The 13,719-nt window shown below is 63.8% G+C and carries 12 protein-coding genes; 2 read left to right on the top strand and 10 right to left on the bottom strand.

The window, feature by feature from the left end:
* Window positions 1-2: 2 nt before the first annotated feature.
* Window positions 3-1,706: a urocanate hydratase gene (gene hutU / locus CTA01S_RS06465; protein ID WP_062193517.1), complete on the bottom strand. Its 1,704-nt coding sequence runs from the start codon at window positions 1,704-1,706 to the stop codon at window positions 3-5.
* Between the two features lie 39 nt (window positions 1,707-1,745).
* On the bottom strand, window positions 1,746-3,110 hold the full coding sequence (locus tag CTA01S_RS06460) for a YjiH family protein (RefSeq protein WP_062193515.1): 1,365 nt from the start codon (window positions 3,108-3,110) through the stop codon (window positions 1,746-1,748).
* A 138-nt stretch (window positions 3,111-3,248) separates the two neighbouring features.
* Here CTA01S_RS06460 and hutC point away from each other — a divergent pair, with 138 nt between their 5' ends.
* Window positions 3,249-3,968: a histidine utilization transcriptional repressor HutC gene (hutC, locus tag CTA01S_RS06455; RefSeq protein ID WP_062193611.1), complete on the top strand. Its 720-nt coding sequence runs from the start codon at window positions 3,249-3,251 to the stop codon at window positions 3,966-3,968.
* A 6-nt stretch (window positions 3,969-3,974) separates the two neighbouring features.
* On the opposite strand, the gene CTA01S_RS06450 is transcribed toward hutC, so the two are convergent.
* From CTA01S_RS06450 to CTA01S_RS06415, 8 genes are all read right to left on the bottom strand, one after another.
* Window positions 3,975-5,498 (bottom strand): AMP nucleosidase, encoded by a 1,524-nt coding sequence (locus CTA01S_RS06450; RefSeq protein ID WP_026330381.1) that lies wholly within the window; start codon window positions 5,496-5,498, stop codon window positions 3,975-3,977.
* A 117-nt stretch (window positions 5,499-5,615) separates the two neighbouring features.
* The gene (gene garD / locus CTA01S_RS06445; protein WP_062193512.1) at window positions 5,616-7,160 is read right to left on the bottom strand and encodes a galactarate dehydratase; all 1,545 of its coding nucleotides are present in this window, start codon (window positions 7,158-7,160) and stop codon (window positions 5,616-5,618) included.
* A 7-nt stretch (window positions 7,161-7,167) separates the two neighbouring features.
* Window positions 7,168-8,145 (bottom strand): Bug family tripartite tricarboxylate transporter substrate binding protein, encoded by a 978-nt coding sequence (locus tag CTA01S_RS06440; protein WP_062193509.1) that lies wholly within the window; start codon window positions 8,143-8,145, stop codon window positions 7,168-7,170.
* A gap of 52 nt (window positions 8,146-8,197) precedes the next feature.
* Window positions 8,198-9,184 (bottom strand): lactonase family protein, encoded by a 987-nt coding sequence (locus tag CTA01S_RS06435; protein WP_198150793.1) that lies wholly within the window; start codon window positions 9,182-9,184, stop codon window positions 8,198-8,200.
* A gap of 19 nt (window positions 9,185-9,203) precedes the next feature.
* A complete protein-coding gene (locus CTA01S_RS06430) occupies window positions 9,204-10,487 on the bottom strand; it encodes a TRAP transporter large permease (RefSeq protein WP_062193502.1) in 1,284 nt (427 codons plus the stop codon).
* Window positions 10,487-11,002 carry a TRAP transporter small permease gene (locus CTA01S_RS06425; RefSeq protein ID WP_062193497.1) on the bottom strand — a complete coding sequence of 172 codons (516 nt, stop codon included), beginning with the start codon at window positions 11,000-11,002 and terminating at the stop codon, window positions 10,487-10,489. Before CTA01S_RS06425 ends, CTA01S_RS06430 begins: the two co-directional genes overlap by 1 nt.
* Before the next feature lie 10 nt (window positions 11,003-11,012).
* Window positions 11,013-11,987, bottom strand: coding sequence for a TRAP transporter substrate-binding protein (locus CTA01S_RS06420; RefSeq protein ID WP_062193493.1), 975 nt, complete (start codon window positions 11,985-11,987; stop codon window positions 11,013-11,015).
* A gap of 14 nt (window positions 11,988-12,001) precedes the next feature.
* The gene (locus CTA01S_RS06415; RefSeq protein WP_062193489.1) at window positions 12,002-12,823 is read right to left on the bottom strand and encodes an NAD-dependent epimerase/dehydratase family protein; all 822 of its coding nucleotides are present in this window, start codon (window positions 12,821-12,823) and stop codon (window positions 12,002-12,004) included.
* Window positions 12,824-12,960: 137 nt separating this feature from the next.
* On the opposite strand from CTA01S_RS06415, the gene CTA01S_RS06410 reads away from it, so the two are divergent.
* The gene (locus tag CTA01S_RS06410; protein WP_033371326.1) at window positions 12,961-13,704 is read left to right on the top strand and encodes a FadR/GntR family transcriptional regulator; all 744 of its coding nucleotides are present in this window, start codon (window positions 12,961-12,963) and stop codon (window positions 13,702-13,704) included.
* Window positions 13,705-13,719: the final 15 nt, after the last annotated feature.

The following is a 13,719-nucleotide window of genomic DNA, read 5'->3' as shown; positions in this document are numbered from 1 at the left end:
GTTCAGGCCCGGTCGATCATGGGCAGATGGAGCCCGTGTTTCTTCGCGGTGGCCATGGCCAGGTCGTACCCCGCATCGGCATGGCGCATCACGCCCGAGCCGCAGTCGTTGACCAGCACGCGCGCCAGGCGCCGGGCCGCGGCCTCGGTGCCGTCGGCCACGATGACCATGCCCGCATGCTGAGAGTAGCCCATGCCCACGCCGCCGCCATGGTGGAGGCTGACCCAGGTGGCGCCGCCAGCGGTGTTGAGCAGGGCATTGAGCAGCGGCCAATCGGAGACGGCGTCGGTGCCGTCGCGCATGCCCTCGGTTTCGCGGTTGGGGCTGGCCACCGAGCCGGTGTCGAGGTGGTCGCGTCCGATCACGATGGGGGCCTTGAGTTCCCCTTTGCGCACCATCTCGTTGAAGGCCAAGCCGGCGCGGTGGCGTTCGCCCAGGCCCAGCCAGCAGATGCGTGCGGGCAGGCCTTGGAAGGCGATGCGTTCGCGCGCCATGTCCAGCCAGCGGTGGGTGTGGTGGTTGTCGGGGAAGAGTTCCTTGATCTTGGCGTCGGTCTTGTAAATGTCTTCCGGGTCGCCCGACAGCGCCACCCAGCGGAAGGGGCCCTTGCCCTCGCAGAACAGCGGGCGGATGTAGGCCGGCACGAAGCCGGGGAAGTCGAAGGCGTTTTTCACGCCGTGGTCGTGCGCCACCTGGCGGATGTTGTTGCCGTAGTCCACCGTGGGCACCCCCATCGCGTGGAAGTCGAGCATGGCCTGCACGTGCACGGCACAGCTCTTTGCAGCGGCGTCCCGCAGTGTGGCGTGCAGGGCAGGATCGTGTTGGGCGGCCTTCCACTGTTCGATGGTCCAGCCGGCCGGCAGGTAGCCGTGGATGAGGTCGTGGGCCGAGGTCTGGTCGGTCACGAGGTCTGGCTTCGGGCCGCCGGCTTTGGCGCGCTGGACGAGTTCGGGCAGCACCTCGGCGGCATTGCCCAGCAGCGCAATGGAGACGGCCTCCTTACGCTCGCAGTGGTGGCGCACCATGGCCAGGGCTTCGTCGAGGTTGCGGGCCTGCTTGTCTACATAGCGCGTGCGCAGCCGAAAGTCGATGCGGCTTTGCTCGCACTCCACGGTCAGCGAGACCGCGCCGGCCAATGTGGCGGCCAGTGGCTGGGCGCCGCCCATGCCGCCCAGGCCGGCGGTGAGAATCCATTTGCCCGACCAATCGCCGCCATGATGCTGGCGGCCGGCCTCGACGAAGGTCTCGAACGTGCCTTGCACGATGCCTTGGCTGCCGATGTAGATCCAGCTGCCGGCCGTCATTTGGCCGTACATGAACAGGCCCCGGCGGTCCAGATCGTTGAAGTGCTCCCAGGTGGCCCACTTGGGCACGAGATTGGAGTTGGCGATCAGCACGCGTGGGGCGTCGGGGTGGGTCTTGAACACGCCCACGGGCTTGCCCGACTGGATCAGCAGCGATTCGTCGTCGTCGAGCTCGCGCAGGCAGGCCAGGATGCGATCGAAGCACTCCCAGTTGCGCGCGGCGCGGCCGATGCCGCCATAGACCACCAGGGCTTGCGGGTTCTCGGCCACGTCCGGGTCGAGGTTGTTCTGCAGCATGCGGTAGGCGGCCTCGGTGAGCCAGCTCTTGCAATGCAGCTCGCAGCCGCGCGGGGCGCGGATCACGCGGGTCGGGTCGTAGCGGGGGTCGGGTTGGGGAGTCATGGGGTTCTCCAGGGCAAGACAATGTGGCGGCAGGGGAGGTCAGGCCGGCAGCACCAGCCAGCCCAAGGCCAAGCCCACACGCAGCGAGATGGCGCCAAGAACGATGCTCAGCACACTGCGCAGCAGCCAGATCACGAGCAAGTCGCGGAACTTGACCGGGATGCGCGTGGCCAGGATGCAAGGTACGCAGCCGGACAGGAAAAGCACGGTGCTGATCGAGACCAGGGCTACCAGGAAGCGCAGCAGGAACTCGGCGTCTTTGAGCAGGATGGCCGGCAGAAACATCTCGGCCAGGCCCGAGGCGAAGGCGCCGCTGGCGGCCGTGGCGTTGTCCAAGCCCAGCAAGGCACCGGCGACCCACAGCGCGGGCTTCAGCAACACTCCGATCCAGTCGAATACGGGCGTGAACTTGGCCAGGCACAGGCCGGCAAAGCCCACCGCCAGGATGCTGGGGGTGACCACGGCAGACATTTGCAAGCCATCCTTCAGATGGGCCCACAGCATCTTCGGCAGCGGATCGCGCGATTGGTAACGTGCCACCCCGGCTTGCAAGGCCTGCCGCCAGCGGGGGCCGACGGGCTGGCCAGGGTCGACCTCGTCGGGAGTGCGGCGGCGGTCGTCCATGCCGGCGATGGGCGGCAGGTAGGCCGTGATCGCGGTGACGGCGAAAGTCACGACGAAGCTGGCCCAAAAGAAGAAGGTCCAGTGCTCCATCAGGCCCAGGGTCTTGGCCACGACGATCATGAAGGTGGCTGAGACCGTGGAAAAACCTGTGGCGATGACCATGGCCTCGCGCACCGTGTACTTGCCTTGCAAGTACATGGCGTTGGTGACGAGTAGGCCGATCGAATAGCTGCCGACGAAGGAGGTCACGGCATCGATGGCCGAGTAGCCGGGGGTGCGGAACAGCGGGCGCATCACGCGTTCCATCAGCACGCCCACCAGCTCCAGCAGGCCAAAGCCCACCAGAAAAGTCAGCGCCAGTGCGCCGATGGGGATGAGCACACCCACCGACAGCGCCAGCTTCTCGAAAAGGAAGGGCAGCATGTCTTTCTGGCTGGCCAAGTCGGGCGCCAGGCCAGTCAGGTACAGCGTTGCCAGTGCCAAGCCAGTCAGCTTGACCACGCTGAACACCCGCGTGGTGATGCTCTGGCCGAAGGTGCCGGTGACGAAGGGCGCGAATGCTCCCCAAGCCATCAGCGCCAACACGAAGACCACTGCCAGGCTGCGTTGCTCGCGCACCAGGTAGCTGCTGATGTGGTCGACCGGGATGGTGCGGCGGCCACCGATCTCGAGGTCGACGAAGAACAGGAAGACGCCCAGCGCGCTGAAGGCCAGCAGCTTGAGCAACGGAAGGGTCAAGCCCCTGCGCGGCAAGGCCAGGGCGGTGTCAGGGCGGCTCATGCGGTCTCCTTGGTTGTGATGAACCTATACAAGTAGGTTCATATTGTCAAAAAGTTGTATATACATTTTGTTTGTCGACACCGAAGGCCGTCAATACAATCGGCCGCAGAACGTCTTGGTGATTTCCCTAGGATGAACATGCCTTCCCGGTCCGCCGACGGGGCCCGCCTGCCGGCCTACCAGGCCATCAAGGCCCATGTGCTCGAACGCATCCAAAGCGGGCAGTGGAAGGAGGGCGAAGCCATCCCCGGCGAAGAGGCGCTGGCGCGGGAGTTCGGTGTCTCGCGCATGACAGTCAACCGCGCGATCCGCGAGCTCAGCGATGAGCAGATCGTCGTGCGGGTGCAGGGCTCGGGCACCTTCGTGGCCCAGCAGAAGTACCAGTCCACGCTGGTGGAGATCCGCAACATCGCCGACGAGGTGGCTGCGCGCGGCCATGTGCATCGCAGCGAACTGCAGCTGCTCGAGCGCTGCAAGGCCACCGAAGCGCTGGCGCGCCAATTCGGGCTGCCCTCACGCGCGTTGCTGTTCCATTCGGTGGTGGTGCACTACGAAAACGATCTGCCCATCCAGGTGGAAGACCGCTACGTCAATCCCCTGGTGGCGCCTGACTACATGGCCCAGGACTTCCGCAGCCAGACGCCCAATGCCTACCTGATGCGCGTGGCGCCGCTGCAAGGCGTGCGCTTTGCCATCGAGGCCTGCTTGCCCCCCAAGGAGATTGGTGAGCTGCTGCACATGGGGCCGCACGAGCCCTGCCTGGTGCTGCGCCGCCAGACCCATTCGCTGGGTCAGGTGGCCTCGGTGGCGGCGATGTGGCATCCGGCCTCGCGCTACCAGTTCACGGGCAGTTTTTGAGGTCGCTCACTGGAAGGCCACCTCGGCGAAGCTGCGCAGCTTGCGGCTGTGCAGTCGGTCGATGCCCTGGCCGCGCAGGATCTCGATGGCGCGGATGCCGATGCGCAGGTGCTGGTCCACGCGCTCACGGTAAAACTGGTTGGCCATGCCTGGCAGCTTGAGCTCGCCGTGCAGCGGTTTGTCGCTCACGCACAGCAAAGTGCCGTAGGGCACGCGGAAGCGGAAACCATTGGCTGCCACGGTGGCGCTTTCCATGTCCAGCGCCACGGCGCGGCTCTGGCTGAAGCGGCGCTCGGGGGTGCGGTGCGGCAGCAGCTCCCAGTTGCGGTTGTCGGTGCTGGCCACCGTGCCGGTGCGCAAGATCCGCTTGAGCTCGTAGCCGCTCAGTTGTGTGATGTCGGCCACGGCGGTTTGCAGCGCAATCTGGATCTCGGCCAGGGCCGGGATCGGCACCCACAGAGGCAAATCTTCGTCCAGCACATGGTCTTCACGCACGTAGCCGTGGGCCAGCACATAGTCGCCCAGCTGCTGGCTGTTGCGCAAGCCGGCGCAGTGACCCAGCATGATCCATGCATGCGGCCGCAGCACGGCGATGTGGTCGGTGATGGTCTTGGCATTGGCCGGACCCACACCGATATTGACCATCGTGATGCCCGCACGGTCGCGTCGCACCAGGTGGTAGGCCGGCATTTGCGGCAGGCGCGGCGGCGGCGCGCCCAGCGCGTCCTCGGGCTCGGGGGCCTCGCCGCGGCGGCGTGTGATCACATTGCCGGGCTCGACGAAGGCCACATAGCCGTCGTCGGCCGCGGCGTCTTTGGAGGGGGTGAACAGCGCCCCCTGGTTGGGCGCCTGCGTCATCAGCTCGCGGCCCAGGCGCACGAACTCGTCGATGTAGAACTGGTAGTTCGTGAACAGCACGAAATTCTGAAAATGCTCGGGCGCGGTGCCGGTGTAGTGGCGCAGGCGGTGCAACGAGTAGTCCACGCGCGGTGCAGTGAACAGGGCCAGCGGGCGCGGCTCGCCCGGTGCGGGCTCGTAGGTGCCATTGGCGATGCCGTCATCCATCGCGCCCAAATCGGGCAGATCGAACAGATCGCGCAGCCGCAGGCGGCGGGCCGCATCCAGCTGACCTTCCACGTGATCGGAGCCGTCCACCGCGAAGTGCACGGGGATCGGTTGCTGGCTCGTGCCCACTTCCAGCGGCACGCCGTGGTTGCGCAGCAGCAGCCGGAACTGCTCCAGGTAATAGTCTTCGTACAGGTCCGGCCGGGTCAAGGTGGTTTCGTAGGTGCCTGGGCCGGCGACGAAGCCGTAAGACAGGCGCGAGTCGGCCCGGGCCACCGTCTCGGTGCGCACCCGCACGTAGGGATAGCAGGCGCGCACGCGCTGCGTGAAATCCTCTCCGGCGGTGTAGCGTTGCAAGGCTTGACGCAGGTGCGCAAGGCTGTGCTCATAGATGGTGCGCACGCGTTGCAGCGCGGCGTGTGGGTCGTCGAAGCGTTCCGGAGCAAAAAACGGGGGCATCCACATGGCCATGAGGGCAAACGAAATCGTCACACGAAACGGACATTGTGTGCCGAAAGTTTGGCCGGCCCCGGCCAGGGACCCAAAGCCCCTGGCCGTGTCGCATGGTGGAGGATGGCGTGTTTAGGTCACCGGCGCTGGATTGAACAGCACCAGCGCGTTGTGCAGCTTCCAGTGCTCGGCCCAGGTCTTTTTGCGGCCGCTGGCCACGTCGAGAATGAAATGGAAAAGCTCCCAGCCCACGTCTGCGATGCTGGCCTGTCCGTCGGCGATGCGGCCGGCATTGATGTCCATGAGATCGTGCCAGCGGCGGGCCAGCTCGGTGCGCGTGGCCACCTTGATCACCGGGCAGGCCGCCAGGCCATAGGGCGTGCCACGGCCGGTGGTAAAGACATGCACGTTCATGCCGGCGGCCAATTGCAAGGTGCCGCAGATGAAGTCGCTGGCGGGCGTGGCGGCATAGAGCAAGCCACGTTGACCGGCGCGCTCACCCGGAGGCACCACTCCCATGATCGGCGCGGTGCCGCTTTTGATGATCGAGCCCATCGCTTTTTCGACGATGTTGGACAACCCGCCCTTTTTGTTGCCGGGAGTGGTGTTGGCGCTGCGATCGACCTGGCCCCGCTTGAGGTAGGCGTCATACCAAGCCATTTGTTCGATCATGGCTTGCGCCACCTCGGGGGTGGCGGCGCGTGAGGTGAGCTGGTCGATGCCGTCGCGCACCTCGGTCACTTCGGAAAACATCACCGTGGCCCCGGCACGCACCAGCAAGTCGGTGCAAAAGCCCACGGCCGGATTGGCGGTGACACCGGAGAAGGCATCGCTGCCGCCGCACTGCACGCCCACGACCAATTCGCTGGCGGGCACGGTCTCGCGCCGGCGGGCGTTCAGGCGTTGCAGATGCACCTCGGCCTGACGCATCAACGCATCGACCATCGAATGAAAGCCCACGTGAGCCTCGTCTTGCAGGCAAACCACGTCCAGGCTGCTGCTGCGATGATCATCGATGGGAATGCTGCCCGGCGGCAGCAGCCTCTCGGGTTGCAGCTTCTCGCAGCCCAGGCTGACGACCATCACCTCGCCGCCGAAATTGGGGTTGCGCGCCAGATTGCGCAGGGTGCGGATGGGGATCACCGCATCGGGCGCGTCGATGGCCACGCCGCAGCCGTAACCGTGCTCCAGCGCCACCACGTCATCGACGTTCGGATACTTGGGCAGCAGCTCTTGCTTGATGCGCTGGACTGCGAACGCGGTCACTCCCGCGACGCATTGCACCGTCTGTGTGATGGCCAGGATGTTGCGCGTGCCCACCGAGCCGTCGGGGTTGCGATAGCCCTCGAAGGTGTAGCCCTCCAAGGGCGCCATGGCCGGGGCGCGCACCGTGGCCATGGGCAGGTCGTCCAGCGGACGGGCCGCGGGCATATGGAGCAGCCGCTCGTGCACCCAGCTGCCGGCCGGAATGTCGCGCACGGCGTAGCCGATCGGCACGTTGTAGCGCCGCACCGCCGCACCCTGCGGCAGATCGACCAACGCGACCTTGTGAGCTTGGGGCACATGTTCACGCAGCGTCAGACCATCGACGACAGTGCCCGCCGGCAAGCCGCCTTCGTTGGCCACGATGGCCACGTTGTCGGCGGGGTGGATGCGGATCAGGATCGGACGAGTCATTGCGTCCTCAGGGCTTTACGTTGCCTTCTTTGACAATCCGGCCCCATTTGACGAGTTCTTTGCGACCGAATTCTGCAAAGTCCTCCGGGGTGTTGGGGCGATGCTCCAGGCCCAGACTTTCCATGCGGGATTTGACATCGGGGGTGGCGATGATGGCGGCCAGTTCGCGGTGCATGCGCTGGATGATCGATGGCGGTGTGCCCGCCGGTGCGTAGAACGCTTGCCAGCTGACGACGTCAAAACCTGCCACGCCTGCTTCTTGCATGGTTGGTACATCCGGTAGCGCGCGGCTGCGTGTGGCCGAGGTGACCGCCAGCGCCCGCACTTTGCCCGATTGGATGTGAGGCAAGGCCACGGTCACCGTCTCGAAGCTGACCGGGATTTGGCCGCCGATCAAGTCCTGGATGGCGGGGGCGCTACCTCGGTACGGCACGTGGGTGAGTTGCGCGCCGGCCAGCAGCTTGAAGGCTTCGCCGGACATGTGTTGCGAGCTGCCGGTGCCAGCCGAACCGAAGGCGATGGTGCCGGGCTTGGACTTTGCAGCGGCGATCAGGTCGGCCACCGTCTTGTAGGGTTGATCGGCCCCGACCAAGAGCACGTTGGAGATGCTGCCCAGCAGCATGATCGGTGCGAAGTCTTTGGTGGCATCGTAGGGAATTTTGGGTTGCAGCACTGGGTTGATCGCGTGGCTGGCGATGGTGCCGAGCAGAAAGGTGTAGCCATCAGGAGCAGCCTTGGCCACCGAGTCTGCGCCAATGACACCGCCAGCGCCAGCCTTGTTTTCGATCACTACGGTTTGCTTGAGCGCGACTTGAAGTCTCTCGGCCAATGTGCGGGCGAGGATGTCAGAGGTGCCGCCCGGGGCAAAGGGCACGACAATCTTTATAGGTTTGGAGGGCCAACTGTCTTGCGCATGGGCCGGCAGTCCAAAGCACGCAGCGCTGGCCAAAGCTACGCCGATCAGGGTGCGACGATGTAAACGCATGGTGAGGTTCCAAATCAGGAAGGATCAAACAAGGAGGTCGTTTTCAGGGGTATCACGGTGAGAGGTCGAGAATCTCGACCCAGTTGGGGTTCAGGCCTACACGCGCTCGGTCGCTCGCGACGAGCGCGCCGGTACGCATGTCCAGGAGGTAGGCGGTGATGTGATGAGAAGCCTGACCGGCGACGACGGCCAGCTTGGCATCGGGCGTCACTTGCATGCCACGTGGTTGAGCTTCAGTGGGGATTTGCGCCAGCAGACGGGGCTGGCCCGGCTCGGTGGCCACGTCAAACACCGACAGCGTGCTCGATCGGCGTTCAGTGGCCAGCAGTCGGTGTGCTCCGGCAGACAGGCGCAGTTCGGCGGCCCAGGGTTGACCGGAAAAGCCAGGCGGAAGAACACTGACACGATGCCGCCAATACAACAGCCCTGTTTCTGGCTCGACGTCGAAGGTGTCGAGTCCTGCATCCAGCTCGTTCAGCAGATAGAGCCAGCGACCACCTGGGTGGAAGACCAGGTGCCGCGGACCAGACCCCGCGCGTACCCCGATCGTGGCGGGCTCCGTCTCGAGCAGACGGCCCTGCTGCAGACGGTAGCGGTGGATGAGGTTGCTGCCCAAGCTGGTGGCATAAACGTAGCGATTGGCCGGGTCGGGTACGACGGCGTGGGCGTGGCGTCCCGTGGGCAGGATTTGCTCGACGGCTCTTGCCACGCCCTCATGGTCGATGGGGCCGATGCTGATGCAATCGGCGCCGTAAGATGCGGCCAATAGGTAGCGGCCGTCTCGATCACAGGCCAAGTAGGCCATGCTGGCCGGCATTGAGGTTTCCGCCAGCGGAGTGAGGGTGCCGTCGCGATCGATGGCAAGGCTGATGACGGCCAAAGGGTCGCTGCGCCGAGCGATGTACAGCCGATGCTGGGCTGGATGAACAGCCATGGGCATCAGGCTGCCCCCCAAGCTCAAACGCTGACGAGGCGTTAGCCGACCCTCCGAGGACAATGCCAGCGAGTGCAGCTCGCCGCTGTCAGCGCATGAGACCACAACCAGCCGTGTTGCCACGTCACAACCCCATGGCCCGCGGCAGCCACAGCGATAGCCACGGGATGTAGGTCACCATCATCAGCACAATGAACAGTGCGACGAAAAAGGGCAGCAGGGTCTTGGAGACCACGCCAAGCGGTAGTTTGGCCACAGCGCTGCCAACGAATAGCACGGTGCCTACTGGAGGGGTGATGAGTCCAATGCCCAGGTTGATCATCATGATCATTCCAAAGTGCACCGGGTCGATACCCAGCGAGGTGACCACCGGCAGCAGGATGGGCGTGCAGATCAGGATGAGCGGCGACATGTCCATCAGGCAGCCCAGCACCAGGAGCATCAGGTTGATCAGCAGCAGGATGACCCATTTGTTGTCCGACAGGCTGGTGAAGAATGCCGTGACCTTCATCGGAATCTGCATCAGGGTCATCAGATAGCCGAAGGCTGCAGCAAAGCCGATCAGGATCATCACCACAGTGACCGTCTTGACCGTTCGGTGAACGAGCTTGGGGAGGTCGCGCCACTTGTAGTCGCGGTAGACGAACATCGTCACGAAAAACGCCCAAAGCACGGCAATCGAGGCAGACTCATTGGCGGTGAAAATGCCACTGAGAATGCCGCCGAGAATGATGACCATGGTCATCAAACCCCACAGCGCGTCGACGCAGATCTTCAATGCCCGACGCAGCGGGATGACCTCACCCTTGGGGTAGTTGTTCTTCCGGGCGATCACAAGACACATGATTGCCAGCGTGATCCCCAGCAGCAAATCGGGTAGGACGCCGGCCATGAACAACGCGGCGATGGACACCGTGCCCCCAGCGGCCAGTGAGTACAGCACTGCGTTGTGGCTAGGCGGAATCAAGATGGCTTGCACTGATCCGCTGACCGTCACCGCGGTGGCGAAGGTGCGCGGGTAGCCCTTTTTCTCCATCTCGGGAATGAGTACCGAGCCGACCGATGCTGTGTCGGCCACCGAAGAACCCGAGATCGCGCCGAAGAATGTCGAGGCCAGAATGTTCACCAATGACAGTCCGCCGCGAATGAAACCCACCAGCACGTTGGCGAAGTCCACCAAGCGACGCGCCATGCCGCCCTCGGCCATGATGGCGCCGGCCAGCACAAAGAAAGGGATGGCCAAGAGGGAGAACTTGTTGACCCCTGAGGCGACTTGGATCATCACCGCATCCAACGGCAGATCGATCCACAAGGCTCCGATCAGGGCTGCCAAGCCCAGTGAGTACGCCACAGGCACGCCCAGCAGGACCAGCCCAAAGAAGCTACCCAGGAGGACGAGAGTATCCATCAGTGGGCCTCCTGTTCCTCATGGCGCACGATGGGTCGATCGGTTTGGGGGCCGAAAACGATCTTTTCGATCACGAAAAGCAGCGTCAGCAGTGAGCCGATGGGCAGCGAGGCATAGGTCACCCCTACGGGCAGCCAGGGCAGCTCGCTGATCGATTGGCCCATCGTTGCCATGCACAAGCGTGTGCCGTAGTACAAGACAAAAATGCAGGCTGCGACCATCATTGCATCAACCATGATGGCGATCACTCGCCGTGCAGAGGCAGGCAACCTTTCGGTGAGTATGCTGACCGCGATATGACCCCCAGCCCGGTAGGCCGCTGCGGCTCCAATGAAAGTGAAAAGCATCATCAGCAGGATGGCGATGGGTTCTGGCCACTGAGAGCCGGTGCCCAACACGTAGCGGGTGAACACCCCCCATGGAATGATGAGAGACATGAGGAAGATCGCGATACCAGCGGCCCAAATGGCCGCCAGGTACAGCGCGTCCATCAGTCGGACGTAAAGAGAGTCCATCGCGACTGCCTTACTGAACGGCCTCGATGCGTTTCATGAGCTCGGTGAATTGGGCGCCATACTTTGCCCGCACCGGTGCGGTGGCTTCGTAGAAGGGGCGGGTGTCGATGTTGATGAATTCGACGCCAGCAGCCTTGAGCTTCTCGGTATATTCCGCCACGGCCTTGTCCCACAGCATCCTCTGTTCCATCTGGGCTTCACGCGCAAGCTTTTTCACCAGGGCTTGCTCGTCTTTCGAGAGCTTGTCCCAGGTGACTTTGGACATCACCAGGATCTCCGGGATCATCAGGTGGTGGGTCTGGGTGTAGTACTTGGCGCCGGTGGTGTAGTGGTTGCTGGTGAAGTAGCTCGGTGGATTGTTTTCGGCACCATCTACGACATTCGTTTGTAGTGCGGTGAACACTTCTCCATAGCCCATGGATATGCCGTTGCCTCCCATGGCGTTCATGGTGTCGACGAACAGCGGATTGCCCATCATGCGGATCTTCAGGCCCTTGAGGTCGGCCGGAGTGCGCACGGGCTTTTTGGTGTAGAGGCTGCGCGAGCCGCTGTCCATCCAGGCCAGTGCCACCAGGCGGGCTGGCGAAGCGCTGATCTTGTCGAGCATTTCGGTGCCGATCGGGCCGTCGAGTACAGCGCGCATGTGCGCCTGATTGCGGAAGATGAAGGGCATGTTGAACACATTGACCTCGGGCACCACCGGACCGATGGGACCCAGCGATGTGCGCAGCAAATGGATGGCACCGATCTGGGTCTGCTCGATCATTTCTTTTTCCCCGCCGAGCACTCCGCCTGGAAACATCTGAACCTTGATGCGTCCGTTGGTGGCCGTCTCAAGCTTCTTGCCCATGTTTTCGACGGCAACAACCGTGGGATAGCCAGCCGGGTGCACGTCAGCGGCTTTCAACGTCAAGGTCTGGGCGCTGGTCAGCGTGGACACGGCCACAACGGTGGCAGCAAGCAATGAGCGGTGGATGGCTTTCATGTCTGATGTCTCCTCTACTCGAATGGACCGGTGCGAACGAAAACGCCCCCTTGGAAAACGGCTGCAGGGTCGTTGGGGTCGATTTGTGGCTGCCTGGCCTCGACAGCGGCTCGGAAGGTGTCCGCGCTGTCTTGCGGCCGGTAACCGATGTGGCGCGCTTTGGTGTTGTCCCACCAACTCGTACGGTTGTCCGACATGCCATAGATCACGGTGAAGCCCACCACTGGGGCGGTGAGGCTGGCGACCACGAGTCGTTCTAGATCGTCATAGCTGAGCCAGGTGGCGAGCATGCGGCGATCTTTCGGCTCGGGAAATGACGAGCCTATGCGCAACGCCACCGTTTCAATGCCGAAGCGGTCGAAGTAGTAGCGTGCCAAGTTTTCGCCGAATGCCTTGCTCACGCCGTACAGAGAGTCGGGGCGCACGGGGGCCTCGGTGTCGATCACTTCGTGTTGCCGATAAAACCCGGTCACATGGTTGGAACTGGCAAAGACGATGCGCCGCACTCCCTGGAGACGCGCTGCCTCGTACAAGTGATAGACGCCAACGATGTTGGCCTGCAAGATGGGTTCCCATGGTTGCTCGGTGGAGATGCCTCCAAGGTGCACCACGGCATCCACGCCGTGCAGCAAGTCGATCATCCCGGCTTTGTCTTGCAGTGCCACTGGACGCAATTCTTCGCCTGGGGCGGCTGCACCCAGCTCGGCGATATCGCTGATTCGCAAAACGTCGCAGTAGGCTTTCAAGCGAGAGCGCAGTTCACGACCCAGGCCGCCGGCCGCGCCAGTGAGCAGCAGACGGGGGATGCGTAGAGATGTGCAATGCAAAGCAGGCATGGGCGGCTTGCGGAACCAGGGTTGGATTGCTAGAGTCGTGAAGACGCTGACATACGTCATCAGTCGTCGTACAACAATCGTCGTTCAGCCCCTGGGTGCTGTCAAGATGGCAAGACCTGGGGTTTACACGGAGCTTCATGTCCACGCTTGCCCCCCCTGTTCGTCGCAAATCCCGCACGTTGGCGCTCGATCTCGTCGATGCCTTGAGTGCCCGCATCCGTGCCGGGCAGTGGGCCGTCGGTGACAAGTTGCCCACCGAGGCGGCCATCATGGAAGAGTTCGGCGTGAGTCGTACCGTGGTGCGCGAGGCGATTTCCAAGCTTCAGGCCAGTGGGCTGGTGCAAACCCGCCACGGCATCGGCACCTTTGTGGCCAGCACGGGCGACGGGGGGAGCTTCCGTATCGCGCCGGAGCAGGTGGCCACCTTGCGCGATGTGATCGCGGTGCTGGAGCTGCGCATCGGGGTGGAAGCCGAGGCCGCGGCGCTGGCGGCGGTGCGACGCAGCGAGGCTCATTTGCGGGCCATGCACGAGGCGCAGGCCGCGTTTGCTCGCGCCATCGAGGAAGGCACGGATGCGGTGGCTGCCGATCGGGCGCTGCACATGGAGATCGCCCGCGCCAGCGAGAATCCGCATTTCGTCGATTTGATGCAGCACTTGGGCGACATGCTGATTCCGCGTGCGCGGGTGAATTCCGCTCGGTTGGCGGGGCAGGGGCGTCGAGAGTATTTGCTGCGAGTGTTGGCCGAGCACGAGAGCGTGGTCGTGGCCATTGCCAACCGCGACCCGGAGGCCGCTCGGGCGGCCATGCGCACCCATCTGTCCAACAGTCGCGAACGTCTGCGTCGCGCCCAGGAGGCCGCCGAAGGCGCCAGCCGGTGAGGCCGCCGGCGGGGC

The organism is Caldimonas taiwanensis NBRC 104434 (assembly GCF_001592165.1).
Lineage (GTDB): Bacteria > Pseudomonadota > Gammaproteobacteria > Burkholderiales > Burkholderiaceae_C > Caldimonas > Caldimonas manganoxidans.
The sequence above is the reverse complement of the archived record's forward strand: the minus strand, read 5'-3'. Positions and strand labels throughout refer to the sequence as shown.

What these genes read in the sequence shown, in the direction of transcription:
- hutU (WP_062193517.1), bottom strand. Translation starts at nt 1,706, where the DNA reads ATGACTCCCCAACCCGACCCCCGCTACGACCCGACCCGCGTGATCCGC.
- CTA01S_RS06460 (WP_062193515.1), bottom strand. Translation starts at nt 3,110, where the DNA reads ATGAGCCGCCCTGACACCGCCCTGGCCTTGCCGCGCAGGGGCTTGACC.
- hutC (WP_062193611.1), top strand. Translation starts at nt 3,249, where the DNA reads ATGCCTTCCCGGTCCGCCGACGGGGCCCGCCTGCCGGCCTACCAGGCC.
- CTA01S_RS06450 (WP_026330381.1), bottom strand. Translation starts at nt 5,498, where the DNA reads ATGTGGATGCCCCCGTTTTTTGCTCCGGAACGCTTCGACGACCCACAC.
- garD (WP_062193512.1), bottom strand. Translation starts at nt 7,160, where the DNA reads ATGACTCGTCCGATCCTGATCCGCATCCACCCCGCCGACAACGTGGCC.
- CTA01S_RS06440 (WP_062193509.1), bottom strand. Translation starts at nt 8,145, where the DNA reads ATGCGTTTACATCGTCGCACCCTGATCGGCGTAGCTTTGGCCAGCGCT.
- CTA01S_RS06430 (WP_062193502.1), bottom strand. Translation starts at nt 10,487, where the DNA reads ATGGATACTCTCGTCCTCCTGGGTAGCTTCTTTGGGCTGGTCCTGCTG.
- CTA01S_RS06425 (WP_062193497.1), bottom strand. Translation starts at nt 11,002, where the DNA reads ATGGACTCTCTTTACGTCCGACTGATGGACGCGCTGTACCTGGCGGCC.
- CTA01S_RS06420 (WP_062193493.1), bottom strand. Translation starts at nt 11,987, where the DNA reads ATGAAAGCCATCCACCGCTCATTGCTTGCTGCCACCGTTGTGGCCGTG.
- CTA01S_RS06415 (WP_062193489.1), bottom strand. Translation starts at nt 12,823, where the DNA reads ATGCCTGCTTTGCATTGCACATCTCTACGCATCCCCCGTCTGCTGCTC.
- CTA01S_RS06410 (WP_033371326.1), top strand. Translation starts at nt 12,961, where the DNA reads ATGTCCACGCTTGCCCCCCCTGTTCGTCGCAAATCCCGCACGTTGGCG.